General features: G+C 37.3%; 22 protein-coding genes and 2 pseudogenes. 6 read left to right on the top strand and 18 right to left on the bottom strand.

Translation table 11 applies throughout. The annotated features are described in order from the left end of the window. Positions 1–9: 9 nt before the first annotated feature. From CVT13_RS01480 to CVT13_RS01495, 4 genes are read right to left on the bottom strand one after another with little or no spacing between them, the layout of a single operon-like run. Positions 10–441 carry a hypothetical protein gene (locus CVT13_RS01480; protein WP_107811360.1) on the bottom strand — a complete coding sequence of 144 codons (432 nt, stop codon included), beginning with the start codon at positions 439–441 and terminating at the stop codon, positions 10–12. After that, on the bottom strand, positions 434–688 hold the full coding sequence (locus CVT13_RS01485) for a DUF2018 family protein (RefSeq protein ID WP_107811361.1): 255 nt from the start codon (positions 686–688) through the stop codon (positions 434–436). The genes CVT13_RS01480 and CVT13_RS01485 overlap by 8 nt, the downstream gene beginning before the upstream one ends. A gap of 48 nt (positions 689–736) precedes the next feature. Next, on the bottom strand, positions 737–1,360 hold the full coding sequence (locus tag CVT13_RS01490; RefSeq protein WP_107811362.1) for an HAD family hydrolase: 624 nt from the start codon (positions 1,358–1,360) through the stop codon (positions 737–739). Next, on the bottom strand, positions 1,357–1,689 hold the full coding sequence (locus CVT13_RS01495) for a hypothetical protein (RefSeq protein ID WP_103569806.1): 333 nt from the start codon (positions 1,687–1,689) through the stop codon (positions 1,357–1,359). Before CVT13_RS01495 ends, CVT13_RS01490 begins: the two co-directional genes overlap by 4 nt. Before the next feature lie 107 nt (positions 1,690–1,796). Here CVT13_RS01495 and CVT13_RS01500 point away from each other — a divergent pair, with 107 nt between their 5' ends. Then, positions 1,797–3,068, top strand: coding sequence for an O-acetylhomoserine aminocarboxypropyltransferase/cysteine synthase family protein (locus CVT13_RS01500; protein WP_107811363.1), 1,272 nt, complete (start codon positions 1,797–1,799; stop codon positions 3,066–3,068). A gap of 609 nt (positions 3,069–3,677) precedes the next feature. On the opposite strand, the gene CVT13_RS01505 is transcribed toward CVT13_RS01500, so the two are convergent. From CVT13_RS01505 to CVT13_RS01525, 5 genes are all read right to left on the bottom strand, one after another. Next, positions 3,678–5,120 (bottom strand): potassium/proton antiporter, encoded by a 1,443-nt coding sequence (locus CVT13_RS01505; protein WP_107811364.1) that lies wholly within the window; start codon positions 5,118–5,120, stop codon positions 3,678–3,680. 20 nt (positions 5,121–5,140) lie between these two features. After that, entirely contained in the window at positions 5,141–5,578 is a 438-nt protein-coding gene (locus CVT13_RS01510) for a pyridoxal-5'-phosphate-dependent protein (protein ID WP_107811365.1), read from the bottom strand. A gap of 31 nt (positions 5,579–5,609) precedes the next feature. Further along, positions 5,610–6,851: an ArsS family sensor histidine kinase gene (locus tag CVT13_RS01515; protein WP_107811366.1), complete on the bottom strand. Its 1,242-nt coding sequence runs from the start codon at positions 6,849–6,851 to the stop codon at positions 5,610–5,612. Next, positions 6,851–7,528: a response regulator transcription factor gene (locus tag CVT13_RS01520; RefSeq protein WP_103579602.1), complete on the bottom strand. Its 678-nt coding sequence runs from the start codon at positions 7,526–7,528 to the stop codon at positions 6,851–6,853. Before CVT13_RS01520 ends, CVT13_RS01515 begins: the two co-directional genes overlap by 1 nt. Before the next feature lie 97 nt (positions 7,529–7,625). After that, positions 7,626–9,029 carry a Do family serine endopeptidase gene (locus tag CVT13_RS01525; RefSeq protein ID WP_107811367.1) on the bottom strand — a complete coding sequence of 468 codons (1,404 nt, stop codon included), beginning with the start codon at positions 9,027–9,029 and terminating at the stop codon, positions 7,626–7,628. 156 nt (positions 9,030–9,185) lie between these two features. Between CVT13_RS01525 and CVT13_RS01530 the strand changes: the two genes are divergently transcribed. From CVT13_RS01530 to CVT13_RS01540, 3 genes are read left to right on the top strand one after another with little or no spacing between them, the layout of a single operon-like run. Next, the gene (locus CVT13_RS01530; RefSeq protein ID WP_107811368.1) at positions 9,186–10,082 is read left to right on the top strand and encodes a DnaJ C-terminal domain-containing protein; all 897 of its coding nucleotides are present in this window, start codon (positions 9,186–9,188) and stop codon (positions 10,080–10,082) included. Between the two features lie 3 nt (positions 10,083–10,085). Then, positions 10,086–10,460 (top strand): heat shock protein transcriptional repressor HspR, encoded by a 375-nt coding sequence (locus CVT13_RS01535; protein WP_084041465.1) that lies wholly within the window; start codon positions 10,086–10,088, stop codon positions 10,458–10,460. 3 nt (positions 10,461–10,463) lie between these two features. Then, positions 10,464–12,089: a cation:proton antiporter gene (locus CVT13_RS01540; RefSeq protein ID WP_107811369.1), complete on the top strand. Its 1,626-nt coding sequence runs from the start codon at positions 10,464–10,466 to the stop codon at positions 12,087–12,089. 103 nt (positions 12,090–12,192) lie between these two features. Here CVT13_RS01540 and CVT13_RS01545 read toward each other — a convergent pair whose 3' ends face one another. The 3 genes and pseudogenes from CVT13_RS01545 to secA form a co-directional block, all read right to left on the bottom strand. Then, complete coding sequence (locus tag CVT13_RS01545) at positions 12,193–13,392, bottom strand: ABC transporter permease (protein WP_107811370.1); 1,200 nt, start codon at positions 13,390–13,392, stop codon at positions 12,193–12,195. Between the two features lie 51 nt (positions 13,393–13,443). Beyond that, a pseudogene (locus CVT13_RS10625) lies at positions 13,444–13,545 on the bottom strand (SEC-C metal-binding domain-containing protein); the annotation flags it as partial. Positions 13,546–13,653: 108 nt separating this feature from the next. After that, positions 13,654–16,050, bottom strand: a pseudogene (secA, locus tag CVT13_RS01550) (preprotein translocase subunit SecA); the annotation flags it as partial. Between the two features lie 97 nt (positions 16,051–16,147). On the opposite strand from secA, the gene lolA reads away from it, so the two are divergent. Further along, entirely contained in the window at positions 16,148–16,660 is a 513-nt protein-coding gene (gene lolA, locus CVT13_RS01555) for a LolA-like outer membrane lipoprotein chaperone (protein ID WP_054196481.1), read from the top strand. Positions 16,661–16,686: 26 nt separating this feature from the next. Here the strand turns inward: lolA and CVT13_RS01560 are convergent, their stop codons facing one another. From CVT13_RS01560 to CVT13_RS01585, 6 genes are read right to left on the bottom strand one after another with little or no spacing between them, the layout of a single operon-like run. Continuing rightward, positions 16,687–17,226 (bottom strand): hypothetical protein, encoded by a 540-nt coding sequence (locus CVT13_RS01560; protein WP_107697831.1) that lies wholly within the window; start codon positions 17,224–17,226, stop codon positions 16,687–16,689. Continuing rightward, entirely contained in the window at positions 17,223–18,542 is a 1,320-nt protein-coding gene (locus tag CVT13_RS01565) for an ATP-dependent DNA helicase (protein WP_107811372.1), read from the bottom strand. The genes CVT13_RS01560 and CVT13_RS01565 overlap by 4 nt, the downstream gene beginning before the upstream one ends. Beyond that, on the bottom strand, positions 18,543–20,552 hold the full coding sequence (locus CVT13_RS01570) for an SH3 domain-containing protein (RefSeq protein ID WP_107811373.1): 2,010 nt from the start codon (positions 20,550–20,552) through the stop codon (positions 18,543–18,545). Continuing rightward, complete coding sequence (locus tag CVT13_RS01575) at positions 20,549–21,043, bottom strand: chemotaxis protein (RefSeq protein WP_107811374.1); 495 nt, start codon at positions 21,041–21,043, stop codon at positions 20,549–20,551. Before CVT13_RS01575 ends, CVT13_RS01570 begins: the two co-directional genes overlap by 4 nt. Then, positions 21,036–21,482 carry a DUF523 domain-containing protein gene (locus tag CVT13_RS01580; RefSeq protein ID WP_107811375.1) on the bottom strand — a complete coding sequence of 149 codons (447 nt, stop codon included), beginning with the start codon at positions 21,480–21,482 and terminating at the stop codon, positions 21,036–21,038. Before CVT13_RS01580 ends, CVT13_RS01575 begins: the two co-directional genes overlap by 8 nt. Continuing rightward, positions 21,479–22,345 (bottom strand): D-amino-acid transaminase, encoded by an 867-nt coding sequence (locus tag CVT13_RS01585; RefSeq protein ID WP_107811376.1) that lies wholly within the window; start codon positions 22,343–22,345, stop codon positions 21,479–21,481. The genes CVT13_RS01580 and CVT13_RS01585 overlap by 4 nt, the downstream gene beginning before the upstream one ends. Positions 22,346–22,449: 104 nt before the next feature. Here CVT13_RS01585 and CVT13_RS01590 point away from each other — a divergent pair, with 104 nt between their 5' ends. Then, the gene (locus CVT13_RS01590; RefSeq protein ID WP_021090515.1) at positions 22,450–22,953 is read left to right on the top strand and encodes a hypothetical protein; all 504 of its coding nucleotides are present in this window, start codon (positions 22,450–22,452) and stop codon (positions 22,951–22,953) included. The last annotated feature ends 32 nt before the right edge of the window (positions 22,954–22,985 follow it).

Below are 22,985 nucleotides of genomic sequence, written 5' to 3' on the forward strand. Positions count from 1 at the left end.
TTTATCCTTCTATTTAGCCTCTTGCGGATCTCTAAAACCCACATCCACACGCTTACTCTCATCTAGCAGCACCACCCTAAAATGCGCCTTTTTATCCCTAAAATCAATAAATGATATATAAAGGCTCACGCTCTCGTTTGGCGGCATCATAAAATCAGGCAAAACTCGCTGCATGTAGGTGTTTTGTCCTTGTCTTAGCGAAAAGACCATCTGCCTTGGATAGCGCCTAAAAAAGCTTTGCACGGTGATATTTGTGCTATCAAACAGCGTCCAGCGAAAGTCAAACGTCTCAACCCTTTGAGTTCGCTTCTCAGTTATAAAAACTCTCGCCCACTCATCTTTTTTAAGCTCAAATGTATGTACCGAACTTGGGTCAAAATTTGGCTCTTTTGCAAAGACAAGAGCGGCTAGCAAAGCAATGAGCGCAAAAATTCTACTCATTTTGGCTTAAAATTTCTCCGCTAAGCTCGATATATAGGTCATTTACTCCGTTATAAATTTTATCTTGCTCTGAAGCTATAAAATTTCTGATATCGTCCTCGCCAACGCCATGCTTTTCGCAAAGCTCGCTCATAGCCACAAATTTCTCAAAAATTTTATCTATCTCGTTTTTAACCAAAACGGCATTTGCATTAAACAAAATGTCATAAAATTTATCTCTCGCACTGCCCTCAAATATATCTATCATCGCTGTTTCTTTGAAAATTTCTTAAGATTATAGCCAATTAAAACTAAGTTAAAAATTTAATATTATCTCCCATGCCTCGCTAACATTTTTGGCGTTATACGTGGCTGTTTTGCTCTCCTCGCCAAATCCCCAGCAAACTTGCACATAAGGCATATTTGCATTTTTGGCAGCTAGCTCGTCTTTTAGGCTATCTCCTATAAAGATCGCTTTATCGGCTCCAGTTTTACTAAAGGCCAAGTGAAGCATCGCAGGATCTGGCTTTTGCGGTATCTCCTTGCTAGCGCCGATGACCTCGTCAAATAGCTCAAAAATTTCATTTTTCTTTAAAATTTTCTCTAACGTATCGTGCGGTGCGTTGCTTGCCAAAACGACCTTATAGTGAGCATCTTTGCACTTTTGTAAAAGCTCTTTTACGCCATCATAGGTACTCGCACACTCATCGTAAAATTTCTTAAATTTCTCTTCAAAACCCTCTTTTAAGCTCCTACTTGGCGTGTCGATGCCGTAAAACTCAAGGGCTAAATTTCTACCTGGTTCATTAATCGCTTTTATGATAAATTCTTTTTCAAGTGGCGCTAAATTTAGCTCATCTCTCACTTCATTTACCGTTTTATATATCGCCTCGCCGCTATCGATCACCGTGCCATCCATATCAAAAATAACTACTTTCAATCCTCATCCTTAAATTTATTTTTATGCTTTTCTTTTTTATATGTCTTTTGATTTTTTAGCTTATCAAGTAGATTTGCCGCCTTTAAAAGCTCCTCTTTTGAGGCGTTTTTGATAAGCAAATTTATAAAATTTTCTAGCGCCTTTGAGTATGGCTGGTCAAGATAAACAGCTTCGACTTTTTCGATGACTTTCGCATTTTTCTCAACTCTTTGGCGAAATTCGCTCTCGTCAAAGTCATCTCTTTTTAGCCCGTTTATCGCTGATTTTGCAAATTTTTCTAGCGCACGAAGATATTTTACACGCTTAAATTTGTCCGTGACTTGGTTCAAATTTTTCCTTTTTTTTGGCAAATTATATCAAAATTTGATTTTATCCCCTAAATTTTGGCTTTGCTAATGTATAATTTACGCCAAAATTACTTAAATAAGGAGCAAAAATGAGGCAAGAAACCGCTGCGATCCACGTAGGCTACGACACAAACGAGGGCTTTGGCACGATGGCTGTGCCTATTTTTCAAAGCACAGCTTATGACTTTGGAAGTGCCGAGACAGCAGCTGCTAGGTTTGATCTAAAAGATAGTGGCTACATCTACACAAGACTTAGCAACCCAACGACAGATATCTTTGAAAAAAGGGTCGCCGCACTTGAGGGTGGAGCCGCTGCGATAGCGACTGCAAGCGGTCAGTCAGCTTTGTTTTACAGCATTATAAATTTAGCCCAAGCAGGCGATAATATCATCATCGCTAAGAAAATTTATGGCGGCACGACGGTGCTTTTTACGCACACGCTGAAAAGATTTGGCATAGAGGCTAGAGTCTTTGACAGCGACACAGCTGATGATCTGGAGAGTTTGATAGATGATAAAACAAGGGCTATATTTTTTGAAACGCTTTCAAATCCGCAAATTTCTATCCCAAATATCGAGAAAATCGTAGAAATCGCAAATAAATATGGCATCATCAGCATCACTGATAACACCGTGCCAACGCCTATCATCTTTCAGCCACTTCGCCACGGTGTCGATGTTTGCGTGCATAGCGCTAGCAAATATATGAGTGGTCAGGGCCTTAGTCTAGCAGGCGTGGTCGTCAGCGCAAATCACCTAAACGAAAAGCTAAAAGGCAACAAGAGATATGAGCACTTTAACGTGCCAGATGCGAGCTATCACGACATCGTTTATGCTGATATGACCGACAACTTTGACATCTACACGCTAAGAATGAGGCTTGCCATCGTGCGCGACATCGGCGCTGTGATCTCTCCGTTTAACTCTTGGCAGCTCATACAAGGGCTTGAAACGCTCGCTGTTAGGGTTGAGAGACACTCTCAAAACGCGCTAAAAGTGGCTAAATTTCTAAACTCTCACAAGCATATAAAAAGCGTGGCATACCCAGGGCTTGCCGACAACGTAGATCATGCAAAGGCGCAAAAATACTTTAAAGATGGCATGGCAAATGGACTATTTTGCTTTGAGACTGATAGCTTTGAGCGTGCAAAAAAGATGCTAGAGCGCGTAAAACTCTTTAAGATCGTAGTAAATATCGGCGATACAAAGTCGCTCATCACACACCCAGCCTCGACAACTCACCAGCAGCTAAGCAGCGAAGAGCTCATCAAAGCTGGCATCACAAAAGAGCTGATAAGAGTTAGCATAGGTCTTGAAAACGCCGAGGATCTGATAGCTGACCTAGCCCAAGCCTTAGAATAAAGAAATTTCTAGCTCATTTTTGGGCTAGAAATTTAACTCAACTTTTAAACCTTCTGTATGCTTTTGATCAAAATAATAAATCAATGTAATTTTTCTCATATACTGAAAATGCGCCACATCGCATAGCTTTAGTTAAAGGTCTATCGAATTTTAAAATTTCATAAACGATTAATTTCAGCTCTGATTTCAGTGTCAAGCTTTGCGAAACCAAAATTTAGTAGTCAATTCTTGCGAGTGAATGGAATTTTAAAATTTGCAAAAATATTTTTTAGAAATTTAAAGTTTTGTTTCATCAAAATGGAGACAAAGGGGGCTTGAATTTTACTTCGCAGGCTCGCAACTACGCGGCAGATACGAGAAGTCGTCTCCTTGTCTCTCTTTTAAATCCACTAAAACCACTCGAATATTGGAGGTAGCACGCAAAGGTGCTAACGCACCGCATGCTATTAAAAACTCTGGCAAATTTTAAAATTTATGAGCGAGCATATCACGGCTCTAAATTTAGTGCTAAACGAAGTGTAGCCTAAATTTAGTAGTCTGCTAAGGCGAATGAGTAAAGTTTTAAAATTTACAAAGAGAAATAAAATGTGGCAATTTTTATCAAAAATTTTAATATGTCAAATACTTAATCGTGTCTTGATAAAGCACTTGATTTTCGCATTGTATCAGTAACAGGTCATTTTCTTCAAAGATTGTTGAACCAGTTGGCTTTTGATACTCATTTTTTCGTTTTATTAAGATTATTAAAAATTCGCTTGGAAGCTCTAGCTGAGCCAAATCTTTACCAATTAGTTTTGAGCCATAGTGGATAGTATGCTGACGAAGTGTGTAGCTTAGGATCGGAGAGTTTTCTACCGGCTTAACATCCTCTTGTTCGCTCTCTTTGGCCTTAAATTTATCAGCCGCAAAGCCAAGCGACATGCCCTGTATCAAAATAGAAATCAAAACCATAAAAAATATAATGTTAAAAATCATATCCGCATCACGTATGCCATCTACATAAACATAGGTAGCTAGCACCACTGGCACAACACCTCTTAATCCAACCCAAGAGATAAAAATTTGCTCATTTATCTTAAATTTTGAAAATGCAAGCGATGCAAAGACACCAAGCGGTCTTGCAAAAAACATAAGCCATAAGGCCAAAATAAGCGCCATTAGTGCCGTTGCTGGAAGCTCGGAAGGATTTACCAAAAGACCAAGCGTCAAAAAGACAACTATCTGCATAGTCCAAGCGATACCATCGTGAAAACCGACTAAATTTTTCTTATGAGAAAACTCTTTTTTGTTTATGAAAATTCCAGCAATATAAACAGCCAGGTAGCCATTACCACCAACCTTAAAGCAAAGTGTGTATAAAAGCAATATCCAAGCGATAGAAAAAACTGGATAAAGGCCCCAGCTTTTTAGGCGAAGTCTATTAAAGATGGCTGGCAAAGCAACGCCAAATAAATAACCCATAGCGATGCCTATACCAAACTGTTTAACCAGTGTAATCGCCCACTCTGACGCACTTGGAGTGCTATTTAGTGAGATCATTTGAACGATCGTCATAGTTAGAAATATCGCCATTGGATCGTTTGAGCCAGATTCAAGTTCAAGCAATGGTGCAATGCTATTTCTAAGTGAAATTTTCTTAGCTCTTAGTATGGCAAATACCGCTGCTGCGTCTGTTGAGGAGATAATGGAGCCTAGCAAAAAGGCCTCCGCCCAGGTAAAATCAAGCAGATATTTTGCAACTGGAGCGATAGCTAGTGCGGTTAAGAAAACACCAAGTGTAGCAAGCGCTAAACCTCTACCAAAAATCGGTTTAATCGCTGCAAAATCAGTATCTAGCCCACCAGCGTAAAGTATAAAAATAAGTGCTAGCATGCCGACATTTTGAGCGATCACTTGATCATCAAAATTTACACCGAGCAGCCCATCTGAGCCAGCTAGCATACCAACGCCTAAAAATATTATTAAAGATGGAATTCCAAATTTATCAGAGATCTTACTTAAAAGAATGCTAGTTATAAGCAAAACTGCAAAAAATAGTAGTAAATTCTCCAAACAAACTCCACAAAATTATATTAAATCATGCTTTCAAAAGCTTCAAATTTTTCTTGATTTGAAAGCATTTCAAGCAATACGCCATAATTATCTTTTATCTCATCTTGAAGCTTAGTAGTAAGCTCTTTAGCGTTTCTTCCATCTTTTGGATAGCTTACTATCAAATCAATTGGCTCAGCGTTTAAAAACTCCTGAATACCTGATAATAGTTCGCTAGCTCCTCTTTCATTTGTTCCATGAAGCACGACCACATAATGCTCATTCTCTCTTACAACAACATCAGCTTGTCTTAAAAATTTTTCAAATAGTTCACTATACTCTTTAGTACTTGGCAAAGAAAAATATATCAAAGATAAATTTTTTGCATAATCTTTTACATTTTTATAACGATTTATAAAAGCTATTTCAAGATCTATTATTGATAAGATATCAACTGGTGAGAAAATTTTTGCTGCCATTTTTAGCCCTCTTTTGTTTATTATGTTTTATTTAAGTCACTATTATATCTTGTAAATTTTCAAAAACAAAGACATTCATTCCGTTTTTGTATTCGTATCTAAATTTGAGTCCATGAGCATCAAGTATATTGCTAACAATATATAAACCTAGTCCAAAACTCTTTTGTGTATCCTCTCCTTTGATAAATGGCTGGATATAAAAGTCAAGATCATTTTTTAGCTTCTCACCTTGAGTTATAAATTTCATATGGTCCTTGCTAACAACGATATTTACGTGCTTATCAGTTGAATATTTTATGCCATTATCTATCATATTTTTTATAGCAACTGAAAATAGTTTGAAATCAACAAGCACTCTAACCTCATCAAGCTCACTGACACCAACACACTCTTTTTCAACCATGGCTATATCGATAGCCTCATCGATGAGATCCCTCATAAAACATGGCGTTTTATTGCTAAGTCCTATTTTTGATGTTATCTGCTCGATCGCTGCAAGCTCGTTTATCAAATTTTCAAGCTTGTGAAAGACAGAGATTAGCCTTTCTTGATTTTTACTTTTTTCTATCATTTGAGCGGCGATTAGCCCTTTTGTGATAGGAGTTTTTAACTCATGCATTATGTTTCTTAAAAAAAGATGCCTTGAGTCATTAAGCGCCTTGATCTGACAAACCGCCTCATAAAATGCTTCAGAAACTTCAGAAATTTCATCCTTGCCGTTGCCAACATTTTGTACGCCATCAAGCTCACCATTTGCAAATTTTACGATCTGACGCTTTAGCTTTCTAAGTGGTTTTATCTTATAGATAACAAAAATATAAGCACCTAGCAAAATGACCGCAACCACCAAAAAAACAGCCTTTATCACCTCGTATCTGTAAGGCTGAAATTCCTTATCCATTAAAAGCTTTAGCTCGTCTAAATGCTCAATCCTTAAGTAATGATGCTTGTCATAAAGCAAGATCGCACTTGAGCCTAGATCGCTTGAAATTTCTTCTAAAACGGTTGCTTGTTTTAAAATTTCATCTTTTCTCTTCTCGTCTATTATCTCTGGCATATCGATATTTGAAAGCTGGCGGTCGTACTGAGTTTTATTTATAATGCCACCCATATAAAACAAATTTGTCCTAGCAACGTTTGAATATTTGTTATTTAGCTCTCTTGTATAGTTTTGCTTATCAAAGCCCATGAGCCACAAAAAAGCTAAAAATATCGAAACGAGTGCAAGGGCAAAGATAAAAGTTATGGTTATAAAAATAGACGATCTTGGCATCAAAGAACCAATTTATAGCCGATACCGCGGATCGCGTGGATGTATTTTGGCTCTTTTGGATTTTCATTTAATTTTTGGCGAATCCTGCCGATGATGACATCTATACTTTTGTTTGAGCTATCTTCATTTATGCTCTCGCAGTTATAGATGAGTTCCTCTCTAGTAACCGCTCCGCCCTCTTTTAAAAGTAGGTATTTTAAGATATCGTATTCTGCGGCAGTTAAATTTAGTACGTTTCCTTTAAATAAAATTTCACGCTCAAATTCTTTTAAAACCAGGTCTTTATTTAAATTTCTCGCCTCACTTGCTGGGGTGATACTCTGCCTTCTTAGATGACTTTTGATACGAGCCAAAAGCTCTTGTGGATCATATGGCTTTGGCAAATAATCATCTGCTCCGTTATCAAGAGCATTTACCTTATCTGTTATATCATGTCTTGCACTTGATATGATAATAGGAATATTGTGATTTTTCCTGATCTCTTTACAAACTTCCAATCCATCCATACCAGGCAATGTAAGATCTAGTATAACTAGGTCAAATTTACTTGTATTTAGCGTAGATAGTCCGATATATGGCTCTTCAGCAGTTACTACTTCAATATCGTAGTTTTCTAGATATTCAGTTAAAATTTCAGCAAGCTCCATATCATCTTCTATCATTAAAATTCTAGTCATGATCTTTCCTGTTGTAAATTTATTTTTAAGGATTATAGCAGATTAAGATTTTAAAAATTTAAAAGGGTTAAGAGCTGAAATTTCAGCTCTTAGATGATTATTTTATAACAAGGCCTTGTATGATACCACCGCGATTTATCCACACTAGTGTCTTTTTACCTTTTGTATTTTTGATTGTATTTGCAAATGTTTGAAGATCTTTTATACTCTCTTCACCAACTTGCACGATCACATCGCCTCTTTCAAAGCCAAAGTCTTCAGCTTTTGAGCCTGATTTCACATCAGTTACTAGCACGCCTTGAGTATCTGGGCTGATTTTGTATTTATATCTTATCTCATCACTTAGATTGCTAACGCTAAGTCCTTCGATGATAATGCTTTTTGCTATGTCTTTTGAATTGTGATCAGCGTTTGCAAGCTTGATTTTTGCATTCATTATTTTATTTGATCGCTCGTAAGTTATATCAACGCTGCTATTTGGAGTTAGTGAACCGATGAAATTTTTAAGATCATTTGCGTTTTTTATAGCTTTGTCGTTAGCTGATATTACCAAATCGCCTCTTTTTAGCCCAGCCTCATCTGCTGGCATGCCTTGCTCTACGCCACTTATTAAAGCTCCCTCTTTATTTGTATAAAGCTCTTTTTGCTCATCAGTTAAATTTGCAATCGTAACTCCGATAAAGCCACGCTCGATCTTGCCGTCAGTTACCAGCTTTTTAGCGATATCTTTTACCATATTTGATGGAATAGCAAAGCCAATGCCGTTGTTGCCACCACTTTTTGAAAGTATGGCTGAGTTTATTCCAACCAAATATCCTCTACTATCAACCAAAGCGCCACCTGAGTTTCCAGGATTTATCGAAGCGTCTGTTTGGATGAAATTTTCATATTGATTAAGGCCGATATTATCTTTATTTAGCCCTGAAATGATACCTTGAGTGATGCTTTCACCAACGCCAAATGGATTACCTATTGCAAATACGACGTCTGCATCAAGCAGCTTTGATGAGTCTGCAAAAGTGATCGCATTTAGTCCGTTTGCTTCTATCTTTACGACGGCTAGATCGGTTTTTGGATCACTTCCTATTAGTTTGGCTTTATACTCTTTGCCACCATTTGCAAGAGTTACGACTATTTGATCGCTATCTTCTATAACGTGGTTATTTGTAACGATATATCCATCATTTGAGATAATAACGCCAGAGCCAAGCGAAGTAGTTTTTTCTTTTTCTTTTGGTTTTGCAAAGTTAAATCCAAAAAATTCATTGAAAAAAGGGTCGTTAAACATCTGCTCAATACCAGCGTTATTCACCGTTTTTGTAGTTGAGATATTTACAACTGAAAGCTTTGCCTGAGAGATCGAGTCATAATAAGAAAGTACGCTATTTTTATCGCTAAGTGGCGAGACTCTCGTGATATTAGAGTTAGCTTCATTAAATTTAATATCAGCCCCCACTAAAAAAGAAGCTACTACTAATGAAATTAGCACAATCTTTTTCATTTTTTTTCCTTTAAACTAAAAATTTTTGCAAATTATAAATATAGTGAAAAAATAAAATCTTAACACTTTTTCTTGTTATTAAACAAAAATAAACTTGACTTGCATAGACTAAAGCTTTGTGATATAATCCGTATCAAAAAAATATAAGGAGAATATATGAGTGAAAGCTTATATGAGACTTTAGGGGTTTCAAAGGGTGCCTCAAGCGACGAGATAAAAAAAGCTTATAGAAAACTTGCTAGAAAATATCACCCAGACATCAATAAAGACCCTGGAGCAGAAGATAAATTTAAAGAGATAAATGCTGCTTATGAAATTTTAAGCGACGATAAAAAACGAGCTCAATACGACCAGTACGGCGATACTATGTTTGGCGGTCAAAATTTCCACGACTTTGCTAGTAGTTCAGCCGATATGGGTGATCTAAATGAAATTTTAAAGAATATCTTCTCAGGTGGCTTTGGCGGTGGTGGAGCTAAATTTAGCAGCGGATTTGGTAGTAATTTTGGTGGATTTGACGGATTTAGTAGTGGTGGATTTGGATTTGGCGGAGCTGATCTAGACATAAATGCAAAAATTTCTATACCATTTGACGTGGCTGTAACTGGTGGCGAACATAAGGTAAATTTTAATGGCGAAAGCATTAAGATAAAAATTCCAAGCGGCATAGAAGGTGGCGAGAAACTTCGTGTAAAAGGCAAAGGCAAGAGTGCTGGTGGTCAAAAAGGCGATCTTATACTTGCTATTAGCGTTGAGCCAAGCGACGAGTATGAAAGAGTCGGAGACGATCTTTATAAAGATATAGAAATTCCACTAAAAACTATGCTTTTTGGCGGAAAAGTCGATGTGCATACTTACAAAAAAGATGTCACGATTAAGATCGCTGAGAACTCAAAAACAGGTACAAAGATCCGCCTAAAAGGATATGGTGTGCAAAATAGAAAGAGCGGAATTTATGGCGATCTTTACTTAAAAGCCAGGGTAAAACTTCCAAATATCAGTGAGCTTGATGAAGGCTTAGTAAAAGAGTTAAAAGAAAAATTACCGGAGTAAAAAATGCAAAATTATGAAGAACCACTTTTTTTAATAAGCGTTGTTGCAAAGGTTTTAAGCATACATCCACAAACTTTAAGACAATACGAAAGAGAAGGACTTATCGAGCCATCAAGAACAGATGGCAAGATGAGGCTCTACTCACAAAAAGACGTTGATCGCGTAAAAACTATACTAAATTTAACACGCGAACTAGGTGTAAATTTAGCCGGCGTTGATGTGATACTTCAGTTGAAAGAAAAAATTGACGATTTAGAATCAACTATTGATGAGCTAAATAAAAAATTGCACGAAGCTACCAGCCAAACTAGCACAAAAAGATCGCTCGTAAAAAGAAAAAGTAGCTTTGATCTAGTCTTTTATGAAGGTAAAAAATAATTTATGGAACAAATTTTAGAAGGTTTCTTGCTTGTTGCAGCGATCTCAGTCGCATTAAATGTCATTTTTAAAAAATTTCAGATACCAACCATCATCGGCTACATCGTAACAGGTACGCTTATATCAGAATTTTTCAACCTAAAAAGCAATGATGAAATTTCTCATATCGCGGAATTTGGTATCGCGTTTTTGATGTTTACCATTGGGCTTGAGTTTAGTTTTAAGCACTTAATGGGCATGAAAAAAGAGGTCTTTTTAAACGGTGGCTTACAGGTTTGTTTAAGTGGCTTTATAATGGGCGTTATGCTTTATTATGCCCTTCACTTAAAAGACGAAACGGCACTTATTGCAGGTCTTGCGCTTGCACTCTCATCAACTGCGATCGTGTTAAAGACGCTAAACGATAGTGGCGATGTGAGTAAAATTTACGGCAGAAAAGCACTTGGAATTTTACTATTTCAAGATATTGCCGTCATTCCTATTTTACTTATGATTGATATGTTTAGCTCGCAAGATGCTTCAATAAATGAGCTTTTGCTAAAGACATTTACAAGTGCGATTATTCTTATCGTTGTACTATTTTTACTTGGTAAATATGTCATCAACTGGATATTTTATAAAGTTATTCAAACAAATTCGCAAGAGGTTTTTATAGCTACGATTTTATTTATGGTCGTTGGCTCTAGTACTTTGGCTCACTTTTTTGGCTTCTCATACTCTTTGGGTGCATTTTTGGCCGGTATGATGATGGCTGAGACACAGTATAAACACCAAATCGAAGTTGATCTCATACCTTTTAGAGATTTGCTCTTAGGGCTATTTTTTATAACCGTTGGTATGCAGATAAATTTTGCTGTCGTCATCTCAAGCATCTGGCTTGTTCTTGGCTTAGTATTTAGTGTCATGGTGGTAAAAGCAGTTGTCGTTTTTGCTATCTTAAACATCTACTTAAAGCGAAGAGTTGCTGCAAAAACTGCACTTAGTGTTTGCCAAATAGGCGAATTTGCACTAGCTGTTTTTGGACTAATGACTACTAGAAATTTACTTGATATACAAACAGCTCAAATTTTTATCGCAGCATCAGTTGTGTCGATGTTTGCCACGCCTTTTATACTTAAAAAACTAGACGCGATAGCAGACCTCATAGAACGTGAGATCGTTGTTGAACCAAATGAAACTCTAAAGCCGCAAAAAATCAAAAATCACATCGTAGTCTTTGGCTATGAAAGGCTTGGACAAGAGGTCGTTTTAAGACTAAAAGAGACAAAGCTTTTGTACCTTGTGCTTGATAATGATATTAGTCTAGTTGAGCTTGGCAGGAGCCGCGGGGAAAATGTATTTTTAGGTAACGTTCTTCAAAGCCACACACTTGAAAATGCCTGCCTAAGCGATGCAGCTGCTGTTATTATAACCGTTAATAATGAGCAAAGAGTGGAGCTCATCGCGCAAAAGATAAAAGACTACGGCGTAAATACCCAAACTATAATAAAAATAAATGGTGAGGGTAATAAAGATATTTTTGGTGAGCTAGGTAAAAATTTTCACCTAATAAATGAAGAGCGTGTCATGGCAAAAACGCTTGTGCACGAGGCTCTTCAATGCAAAATCGATCATGATATAAGAGCATAAAAGTATAAATTTATTCTAGAATTTTACAAGTTTATGTTCGGTTTTAAAATAATCTTTTAAAAATAACTTTTACAAGCAATGAGTAAGCCTAAGTCTCTAGGCTCTACTCATTTCTTAAAGTTTGAAGCACATTTACTTCTGTGGCTTTTTTAGCTGGATAGTAAGACGAGATAGCCACGATAAATACAGCTCCAACTATAATAAGCACAAGGTCGATGGTTGAAAGCTCGAGTGGTAGTTTGCTTGAGCCATAAACGTCAGCTGGCAGGTCTATAATGTTGAAATTTCCAAGTAAAAATAGCCCTAAAAAGCCAAGCGCTAAGCCAAATATAATGCCACCCCCGCCGATAACTAGCCCTTGATAAAAGAAGCTCCTTTTTATCTCGCCTTTGCTAGCTCCAAGTGCTAAAAGCAAAGCAATCTCTTGCCTGCGGTTCATCACAGTCATTAGCAGTGAGCTTATTATATTTAGTGACGCCACAAGGATGATTAGCATCAAAACGATAAAAAGAGCTCTTTTTTCAAGTGCGAGTGCTGAGAAAAAGTTGCCATTTTGCTCCCACCAGCCAATGGCAACCGTGCCTGCTGGAAGCCCATCGCGCACCCTTTTTATATCATCAAATGGCTTATTTGAAAAGATGTGAATTCCATCATAAACACCCTTTGGATAGTCTAAAATTTTCCTTAATGCATCAACTGAAGTATATGAAAATGCCTTATCGTAGGCGATTAGCCCAGATGTAAATGAGCCGCCGATATCAAAGCGCTTCATCTTTGGCGTTAGTGAAAAGCCAGCTGGGTCAGCCTTTGTAAAGATAAGCGTTAGTTTTTCATCATTTCTTAGTCTAAACTCACTCGTTATACCACTTCCCACAAGTATCTCAAAACCCTCTAACTCTTTGTCTTTTAAAGCTTCGTTTACGACTGAGTTTATCTGCTTTTCATCTTTAAAATTTACGCCATAAATTAGCCCGCCTTCAAGCGCATTTGCCGAGCGGTAAATGACCTGCGTGCTGATATATGGACTAAATTTAAGGTCGCTAAATTTAGCCTTTAGCTCATCTACAAAGCCATCATCGATCGATCCTTTAAAGGCGCTTTGAACGGTTATAGGATAGTTCATCGTAAAAAGTTTGCGCTCAAATTCTTTGTCAAATCCGTTCATAATAGCCATAGCAACTATTAAAACCATAAGACCGATGCTAACACCAAGAAAGGCAAGCAACGCACTTAGAGCGATAAATGGCTGAGTTTTATCAAATCTTAAATATTTAAAAAGTAGGTACTTTGGTAAGCTTGTCATCAAATAGCCTTTAAAAGATTAAGGCGCTTTGGCGCCTTAAAAGTAGAAATTTTAAGCAAATATGCCTTTTTTAGGGCCACTTTTGCCGTGGCAATCTTTATATTTTTTACCGCTTCCGCAAGGGCATGGAGCGTTTCTTGGTATCTTTTTTTCTGGCGTGAAATTTTCATCTTCACCTTGGTTGTTGTAGTTTAGAGGCTCATTTTCAGCATTTTGACTAGCTTCTAGCATCATCCTAGCTTGCTCTTCTTGCTCCTCACGGCTCTTAAATCTTACAACCTGAAGCGTTTTAACGCTCTCAGTTTTTAGTCTGCCAACTAGCTCCATAAAGAGGTTGTAGCTCTCTTTTTTATATTCAACTAGCGGATCTTTTTGATTATACCCTCTTAGACCTATACCAGTTTTTAGGATATCCATCTGATAGAGGTGCTCTCTCCACGCATTATCAAGTACTTGAAGGTATAAAATTTTCTCTATATCTTTTCTTTGCTCTTCGTTTAGCACGCTCATCTTTTCGTTATATCTAACCTCTAAAATTTGCGCTATTTTCTCTACTAGTTCATTATACTCTAGTCCTTTTAGCTCGCTCTCGTCGATCTCTTCGCCGCAGTCCGCAAGGATGATAGAGCATAAATTTTTAATGTCATAGTCATCTTTCAAGCCGCCATGGAAAATTTCAGCCGTATCAAGTAAATTTGTAGCGTATTCAACTCTGTTTTGAGCTATCTTTTCGCTCATATCGTAGTTTTTATCAAGTAGCTCATCGCGGTATTTATAGATAGTCTTTCTTTGTTCATTTGCCACGTCGTCATACTCAAGCAAGTGCTTTCTAGCCTCAAAGTGCAAGCTCTCGACTTTCTTTTGAGCATTTTCAACAGCTCTTGTCACCATGCGGCTTTCGATGCTTTCGCCCTCGTCGATACCAAGCCTATCCATGATCGCTTTTATGCGGTCGCTACCAAAAATTCTTAAAAGATTATCCTCCAAGCTTAGGTAAAATCTACTCATGCCAGGATCGCCCTGACGTCCAGCACGGCCACGCAGCTGATTATCTATCCTTCTACTTTCGTGCCTTTCGGTGCCGATGATATATAGACCGCCAAGGTCTCTCACCTCGTCATTTATCCTGATATCAACACCACGTCCAGCCATGTTTGTAGCGATAGTTACAGCGCCTTTTACACCAGCTTGCGCGATGATCTCAGCCTCTTTTTCGTGATTTTTAGCATTTAGCACAGAGTGTGGGATGCCAGCTTTTTTAAGCATCTCGTGAAGCACCTCACTACGCTCGATACTTGCAGTTCCTACAAGCACTGGCTGACCTTTTTCGTGAGCCTTTTTGACTTCGTCGATGACAGCTTTAAATTTCTCATTTTGAGTTTTGTAGATAAGGTCGTTTTGATCGATCCTCTTAACTGGCACGTTTGTAGGTATCGAGATAACTTCAAGATTATAAATTTGAGAAAACTCAGTAGCCTCTGTCTGAGCCGTACCAGTCATACCTGCAAGTTTTTTATACATTCTAAAGTAGTTTTGATATGTTGTGTCAGCTAGTGTTTGGCTCTCTTCTTGGATTTTTACGCCCTCTTTTGCCTCAAGTGCTTGGTGAAGCCCCTCACTAAAGCGTCTGCCCTCACTTAGACGTCCTGTAAATTCATCAACGATGACAACCTCGCCATCTTTTACGACGTAATGAACGTCTTTTTCAAAGAGATTGTGCGCCTTTAGAGCTTGATCTAAGTGGTGGCTTAGCACGGCATTTTCAAGGTTGTATAAATTTTCAACCCCAAATAGCTTTTCAGCCTTGCTTATGCCAGCCTCTGTGATCATTATCGTTCTATTTTTTTCATCTACTATAAAATCCCCCGTTGGCTTTGAGCCTGGCACGTTTGGATCGGCCGGAGTGCCTCTAGTAAGCTGTTTTGCGACTTGATCAGCTCTTATGTAACCATCAAGCGTGCGGTTTGTTGGGCCAGAGATTATAAGCGGCGTTCTAGCCTCATCTATCAATATACTATCGACCTCATCCACGATAACGAAGTTGTGGCCTCTTTGCACCTTTTGACCAGCTTCAAATTTCATATTGTCACGAAGGTAGTCAAAGCCAAATTCTGAGTTTGTGCCGTATGTTATGTCAGCGTTATAGGCAGCTTGCCTAACCTCATCATCGTATCCGCCACTTAGTATCACATCGACGCTTAAGCCTAAAAAGTTATAAAGCTCGCCCATTTGCGTCGCGTCACGCTTTGCAAGGTAGTCATTTACTGTTACTACATGCACACCCTTGCCACTCATCGCGTTTAATATAACTGGCAAAGTCGCAACCAAGGTCTTACCCTCGCCTGTCTTCATCTCAGCGATCCTGCCCTCGTTTAGCACCATGCCGCCTATTAGCTGAACATCAAAATGGCGCATCTTAAGCACCCTTTTGCTAGCCTCTCTAACTAACGCAAAGACATCATTTAAAATTTGATCCAAAGTGACTTTCTCTTCGACAACTTGGGCTTTTAGCTCGTTAAATTTAATCTTAAGCTCATCATCACTCATCTTCTCATAAGTAGGCTCTAGCGCGTTTATCTGCGCCACACGTTTTATGTATTTTTTGACTTCTCTATCGTTTTTCGTGCCAAAAATCTTTCTAAATACCGATGAAATCATTACTTTACCTTCCTAAATTTTTAAACTTTGGATCTTAGCATAGTTTAACTATTTATTTAATTAAACTGGGCTAGAATACGCCAAAAAAGGATAAAAAATGAGAAAATTTTTAGTTGCATCTCTTGTCGCAGTTTGCTCATTTGGCGCTGGCTTAAATTTTAAAAGCCTGCAAAGTGACTTTACGCAAACTGTTTTTAGCGAAGGCAAAAGCATAAATTACAAGGGTAGATTTTACGCAAAAAACGACAATACTGCACTTTGGATATATGAAAGTCCAACGCCAAAAAGAATTTATTTTAACAAAGAGCGTGTGATCGTAATTGAGGACGAGCTTGAGCAAGCCATCATTTCAAAGCTTGATGATACGCCAAATTTGACGCAAATTTTAGCTCACGCAGAGCAAATTCAACCAACACTTTATAAGGCGATATATGACGGAGTTGAGTACTTTATAACTATTAAAAACACACTTCCAACGACGATTGACTATAAAGATAAACTTTCAAATAAAATAAAAATCACTCTAAGCAACCCTGTAAAAGATGCGCTCATTCCACAAGAGACGCTAACTCCTGTCATTCCTCAAGGTTACGACATCGTAAATCAATAAATTTGGCTAGCTTTAGCCAAATTTATTCACTTCTCTCCGAAGTCTTTTCCAAATTCCTGCACGTTATTTAGATCGATAGGCTTTTGAACTACATCATTTGGATCTGGCGAAATGATGATCTCATTGCCCTTTTTCTTCTTTTCTGGTTTTGTTACAATCTCTTCATTAACGCTTGGATCGGAGCATAAATTTTGGCTTTTTATTGCTTTTATGATCTCGCTTAGTTCAAGATTATTTATCACTTTTATATTTAAGATAAGCACATCATCGATATCAAGAGAGTGCTTTTTGGCTGCGTATTTTATGAAAAGCTCTTTAAATTTCTCTTTTCCCATTGAGGTTAAAATATCTTCCACGTAAAAGCTACCAACTATTATGTTTAAAGTATCAAGCACGTAGGCTTCATTCTCCTCCACATCACGTCCGACAACTTCAAGGTTCATATTTATCTTTTTTGTTAAATTTTGTCCAGCTTTTGAGTAGATATCTGTTTGAAAGTCACTCACTTTTAGCACGTCTGCGAATGCAAAAACGCCAAAAACAAGGCTTAAAAATAGCTTTTTCATAAACTCTCCTTAATATGCAAAAATACGTTTTCTTGGTAAAATTTCTTAACTTCGTCGTCAATTTTAACCACTTTTCTTAAATGCTGCCTAAAATCACTTTTCTTATCATAAAAAAGTTTTAAATTTTTAGGACTTACTGCGCGAGAAAGTGCGACATAGAGCTGTCCTTTGGCAAAAATGTGGTTGATATTACAAATGAGCGAGTTTATGCTCATTCCTTGAGATTTGTGGATAGTTAGAGCGTAAGCAAGCTTAAATGGAAACTGGTAGAGTGACGCCTGTACATTTTCTTCGATCTCATCTTCGTTTAAATTTAACGAACTAAATATATAAGCGGCTTTTTCTATCTCACAAATTTCGCCACTATCTTTTTTCACGATCACGCTTAAAATGACTCCGTTTTCTTTTAAGATTTGCATGATCTTACCTTGCTCGCCGTTATAGTACTCACCCCATTTATTTGACGTAAAGATGATCTTAGCGCCTATCTTCATCTCCAAATCTCTTGAGATATTTAGTGTATTTGCCCATTTTTCAAACTCTTTTTTATCTAAATTTTCATCCAAAATGCTTACATCTGAGTTTGAAATTTCAAGTGGCGTGCTAAGCTCTGAAAGCCTTTTTTGATTTAGCATTTCAGCCTCGGCGTTTCTGCCAAAAAGCACGCTCGTATCATCATCTGGCTCTATCTTGGTCACTCTTAAACTCTCTATATAGCTCATTATTTCATCATCTAGCTCGCCTACTCTAAGACGAGAGAGAATCTCGTAAAATTTAAGATCGTTTGTACGTTTTGAGATTAGTAGTTCAACATTTGTAAATTTCATATCCTCCCACGCACTGGAGTTAAAAGCGTATAAAAAATTAAAAAGCCTATTTTCGTTTTGCTCCTTTTGCACTGGCGGAAGCTGATAAAAATCACCCACTATAAGCACCCTGCCTTTAAATTTGGAAGTAAGTAGTCGGTATCTTATCATCTCCATTAAATCTGAGCTCACCATTGAAATTTCATCGATTACTAGTAGATCACAAGCATCTAGCATATTTCTTAGCTTGCTTAGTTTGTCTTTTTGATGATAGTCAAAGCGCCTTAGCTCCTCATAGTCCTTGCAGTAGCCAAATTTAAAAAAGCTATGCAAGCTAACTCCTCCAAGGCTAACGGCACTTATGCCAGTTGAGCCAAGGATTATGACGTTTTTAAAATTTTCTTTGTAGTGTCTGATGATGGAGGCAGTTAGATAGCTCTTGCCAACACCGCCACCGCCTGTTAAAAAGACGTTTGAGCGAGATAAAATTTCTAAAATTTGCTCTTTCATCTACTCAAACATCTCTGGGCGATACTCAAAGTGCATCGTATCAAAGTGCTTCCAGCGTCCACCCCAGATAAATTTATGTTTTTCAAAAACACGCACTATCTTTTCAGGGATGAGGTTTTGGTAGCCCTTGCTCCACTGCCAGTAGTGGCTCTTTTTCACATTTATATCAATCGCAATACCGTAGCTGTGCGGACTCAAGCGGTTTGTGCCAGCGATGATGCGCCATTTAAATGTCCCACCTGGATCTTTTAAATACTCAAGCGAGCTCGCATCACTTTTTACCATATCGTTTAGCTCATTGCTTACGTCTTGCAAAGCAGCTGCGGCTCCATTTTTAGAATTAAATTGTAACTTTAGCGCAAGGCTATCTTTTAGCCAAACGACATCTACCAAATTTGCTTTTACCTCGCTCTCGCTTGAGCCATAAATTTTGCCTAAAAGCTCGTAGTTTCTACATCTGCCAGCATCACTTAGTGTGGTGCTAAGTGGCGAAAATGCAGCGTAATCAAGCGCATTCATATCCTCTATATCAGCACCGATACTACACTCATCATCTTTTTGTTTAAAGTCATCATAGACAAATATTGTTCCATCACCAAATTTGACCAAATTATCCTCAACCTTAACATCATAAGCCCTTTGTAAAGCTAAAATTTTTCTAGCTTTATCGCTTATTACATTTTCGGGCTTTATCACATTTATAGAATCGACTTTTGAAATGAGCAAATTTGAGTTTTGTATATCACTTCTGTTTTGTCCGATATTTAACGTAGTTACTGCCGTAGCACCGATTAATGCTCTGCCGTTATTTTCGGTTTTTAACCCCCAAGCATCATGCACCACATATATATCATCACCCTTGTATCCAGCATAAAGCATGATATGCCCTGGCAGATGCACAAGCGTAAGATATGGCACACCTTTTTCTTTTATCTCTTTTGTCTTAGCAGCGTTATTAAGTCCTTTTAGATCAAATTTTTGTCCCATATTTGCTTGGGCTCTTGAGTTTCTAGGCAACCACACGCCAAAACTTGCTAGCAAATCTTTGGTGAAAAGTGAGCAATCCCTTAACTTATCGACCCCACCCCAACCATAAGGCTGAGTAAGAAGAGAGCTAATAAGTGTTTTTAGATTTGAGTCATTAAATTTAAGAGGAAAAAGAGCGCCAACAGACTTTGGCAACACAAATTCTCTCAAGAGATTTCTCACATAAATTTTACCATAGTAGTTTTTACTATCCTGCGCCAAAACGGGCAGTATCGCTCCAACCCTTGAATAAAACAAGAAATTTCCAGCCTTGTCATAAACTGGCATCTTGTCCGTTTTTATAGTCACAAAACTTGACTTTTGATAGGCATTCGCCTCATCATCGCTTATAAATTTTATATCCTCGACCTTTACCCAGCCCCAAACCGCATCATCGCTAACAAATGCCCATGCCCTATCTTTAGAAAGATGTGAGATAAAAAGTGGATGAGCGATGCTTAGGGTTGATTCTTGTAGATAATCAAACGGATAGCCCTCGCCTGGAGTTTGCGGATTTAAAAATATCGGCTCATCGGTTGGAAAATTTCTTAAAGCTGTGTTTGCCGAAGTTAAAGCATAAGCAGAGATGCTTGAAAGAGCTGAAAAATTTGCATTGTCCTTTTGTGCGTCAAACCAGCTTTGTGGGATCTGTCTAAAATTTGAGCCAAAATACTTTCTCTTTTCGCTTGGCTTATATATATTAAATGCCCAAAAGACATCATTTGGATTAAATTTTACGCCCCTTAATGTAAAAACCTTAAACCTTCTTTTTAAAATTTCTTCTTGGTCAAAGCTTGCGCTTTGCATATTTTGCGGTAGCGACGAGGCGTCTTGCTTCATTTCAAAATCAAGCAAACTAATGCGTTCATTTGGCTTATATACATTTTCATCTGGTAAAGAATTTTGCACACTTGGCTTTGGCTGGGTCTGTGAACATCCCAAAAACAAAGCAACGCTAAATGCTAAAAATATACCCTTTTTCAACTTTTTTCCTTATCCTTAAAAATAGCTTCGACGATCAAAACAAAAATATAAAACATCTTTTCATCGTTATTTTTACAAATTTGCTTCATAGTCTCATTCTCACTTTTTACTTTTATGTCATTTGATTTTAAAATTTCTACAATATCAGAGCCAAATTTCTTTGAAAGCTCGCCAACTTTTACATCATTTAGAGCGTTTAAAAACCTAGTTGTATTGCAGTCCATCTGCACTGGCTTGTGATTTAAGATATTTTTAAACTCAAGGCTTAGTTTCTTTAACTTTTTCTTCTTAACATAACTATGGACAATCGTCAAAACAACCAAACTAAAGCCAAAGAAAATGTGTAAATTCAGCGAATTTTCACTCATCTCCCCATTTAAGAAAAGAACGCCGCTCATAAAAAGACCGATCACACAGATAAAAAGCAGCAACAAGATGATGTACTTAAAAATCACCTCAAGTATAATGTTGTCTTTTAGCCTATCAAACATCAAGCCCTACTATCTCATCTTCGCTTAATACTAAAATTTCATTTTCTTTTAGCAGTTTTGCTGTGATGCCATCGCCTAAAATAAGCCTCTTACTAAAGCTTCCGTCATAAATTTGCCCACTTCCACAACTTGGACTTTTTGATTTTAAAATAGCCTTTTTGCAACCATTTAGTTTGGCTATCTTTAGGCAAATTTCTGCTCCATTTTTGAAATTTTCACTCACATCTTTGCCTGAAAATTTACAAACAACCGCACCATTTTTCATCTCAGCCGGTTCTCTTGGCGTGCTAAGTCCACCATAAACTTCAGGACAAACAAAAAGCAGATGAAATCTCTTTGAAATTTCATCTAAAACATCTTTATTTAAAAGATTATTTTCGCCGTTAAATTTACAATTTATGCCGACTAGGCAAGCACTTATTAGGATTTTTTCTTTCAAAGTCCAGCTTCTTTTAAAAGTTCACCAGCATAAATTTCTCGAAGTTTGCTTGAAATTTCTCCTACTTTTGCACCATTTATCGCCTTGCCATCAGCATAAACGACTGGTAATAGTATGAGCGTTGCAGCCGAGATAAAGACTTCATCAGCACCATAAACTTCATCCATGCTAAATTTTCGCTCCTCTATCTTAAGTCCAATATCTTTAGCGATCCTTAAAAGTCTCATACGGCGAATTCCTGGCAAAATTTCATTTGAAAGTGGTTTTGTGATTAAAGTTTTATCCTTGATAATAAAAGCACTTGAGCTGCAACCCTCTGTGACAAAGCCATTTTCCACCATAAAGCCCTCATATGCACCTTTTTTGTGAGCTTCATTTTTAGCATAGCACTGAGCTAGAAGCGAGATTGATTTGATATCGCGCCTCTTCCATCTGATATCCTCGACACTTACCACCTTTATACCAGTTTTTGCAGTAGGATTGTTTAAAATTTCACTCTCGTAGCAAAAGATAAAGACGCTTGGTGTTAGATTTTCCATAAAATAGAAATTTCTAAACGCTACACCTCTTGTTACTTGCATGTAAATTCCGCCCTCTTTTAAGGCGTTTTTAGCGATTATCTCGTTTAAGATTGTCTCAAATTTTTCCTTTTCGTATGGCAAGCTTATATCTATCTCATTTAAGCTTCTTTCAAATCTCGCCCAAAATCCATCTTTATCAACCATTTTTGAATTTATTACAGGCACAACCTCATAAATTCCATCGCCAAATATAAATCCTCTATCAAAAGCACTAACTTTTGCCTCGTCTTTTTGCAAAAATTCTCCATTTAAAAAGACGGTTTGTAAAGCTTGATCTGCCATTTTTAGCTCCTTAAATTTTGGGCAAATTGTATCTAATTTTGTTTGAATTTATAGATTCTTAGATATAATGAGCCAAAATTTTAAAGGTAAAAAGTCTATAAAAAATGCAAGAAACTTTAAAAGATAGAATCATAAAAAACGTTTTTTTTGTTTCAAAACAGCCAGTTTTATTCAGGGATCTACTTGAAGCAAATGCCCTTTTTAACGAAGGTATGCTAATAGATGGAGCAAAGCTAAATTTTAGATTTAATCACATCAAGCTCTATCAGATTTACGCACTTATCTGTTTTGTCATTTTATTTCCATTGTTAATCATCACGCATCATTTTTTAGCAAAAACTGATGCACACATATCGATAATAGCGACTGCTGTCGTTACTTCGGCCGTTTTTATTGGCTTTGATATGTTTAAAGTTTGGGCAAGAAGAGAGATAAGTCACGATCTTATCAAGAAAGCTTGGAGTGTGCATTTTCCTTATTTTAGCTATGAAAAATACTCAAGCAAGGTCGAAGAAATTTATAATACTGCTATAAAAAACGACATATCAAAAAAAGATTTAGAACAATATATATATGAAAAGCTAATCTCTCAAAAAGAGAGTAATTAATTAGCAAGTTAAGCTTGGCTTTGTTTATTGAG

This window comes from Campylobacter concisus (assembly GCF_003049085.1).
Taxonomy (GTDB): Bacteria; Campylobacterota; Campylobacteria; order Campylobacterales; family Campylobacteraceae; genus Campylobacter_A; species Campylobacter_A concisus_H.

Bases quoted from the DNA above. Each gene is read 5' to 3' on its own strand.
- CVT13_RS01480 (WP_107811360.1), bottom strand. From the start codon at position 441: ATGAGTAGAATTTTTGCGCTCATTGCTTTGCTAGCCGCTCTTGTCTTT.
- CVT13_RS01485 (WP_107811361.1), bottom strand. From the start codon at position 688: ATGATAGATATATTTGAGGGCAGTGCGAGAGATAAATTTTATGACATT.
- CVT13_RS01500 (WP_107811363.1), top strand. From the start codon at position 1,797: ATGAGGCAAGAAACCGCTGCGATCCACGTAGGCTACGACACAAACGAG.
- CVT13_RS01510 (WP_107811365.1), bottom strand. From the start codon at position 5,578: ATGGCAGCAAAAATTTTCTCACCAGTTGATATCTTATCAATAATAGAT.
- CVT13_RS01515 (WP_107811366.1), bottom strand. From the start codon at position 6,851: ATGCCAAGATCGTCTATTTTTATAACCATAACTTTTATCTTTGCCCTT.
- CVT13_RS01520 (WP_103579602.1), bottom strand. From the start codon at position 7,528: ATGACTAGAATTTTAATGATAGAAGATGATATGGAGCTTGCTGAAATT.
- CVT13_RS01525 (WP_107811367.1), bottom strand. From the start codon at position 9,029: ATGAAAAAGATTGTGCTAATTTCATTAGTAGTAGCTTCTTTTTTAGTG.
- CVT13_RS01530 (WP_107811368.1), top strand. From the start codon at position 9,186: ATGAGTGAAAGCTTATATGAGACTTTAGGGGTTTCAAAGGGTGCCTCA.
- CVT13_RS01535 (WP_084041465.1), top strand. From the start codon at position 10,086: ATGCAAAATTATGAAGAACCACTTTTTTTAATAAGCGTTGTTGCAAAG.
- CVT13_RS01540 (WP_107811369.1), top strand. From the start codon at position 10,464: ATGGAACAAATTTTAGAAGGTTTCTTGCTTGTTGCAGCGATCTCAGTC.
- CVT13_RS01545 (WP_107811370.1), bottom strand. From the start codon at position 13,392: ATGACAAGCTTACCAAAGTACCTACTTTTTAAATATTTAAGATTTGAT.
- lolA (WP_054196481.1), top strand. From the start codon at position 16,148: ATGAGAAAATTTTTAGTTGCATCTCTTGTCGCAGTTTGCTCATTTGGC.
- CVT13_RS01560 (WP_107697831.1), bottom strand. From the start codon at position 17,226: ATGAAAAAGCTATTTTTAAGCCTTGTTTTTGGCGTTTTTGCATTCGCA.
- CVT13_RS01565 (WP_107811372.1), bottom strand. From the start codon at position 18,542: ATGAAAGAGCAAATTTTAGAAATTTTATCTCGCTCAAACGTCTTTTTA.
- CVT13_RS01575 (WP_107811374.1), bottom strand. From the start codon at position 21,043: ATGTTTGATAGGCTAAAAGACAACATTATACTTGAGGTGATTTTTAAG.
- CVT13_RS01585 (WP_107811376.1), bottom strand. From the start codon at position 22,345: ATGGCAGATCAAGCTTTACAAACCGTCTTTTTAAATGGAGAATTTTTG.
- CVT13_RS01590 (WP_021090515.1), top strand. From the start codon at position 22,450: ATGCAAGAAACTTTAAAAGATAGAATCATAAAAAACGTTTTTTTTGTT.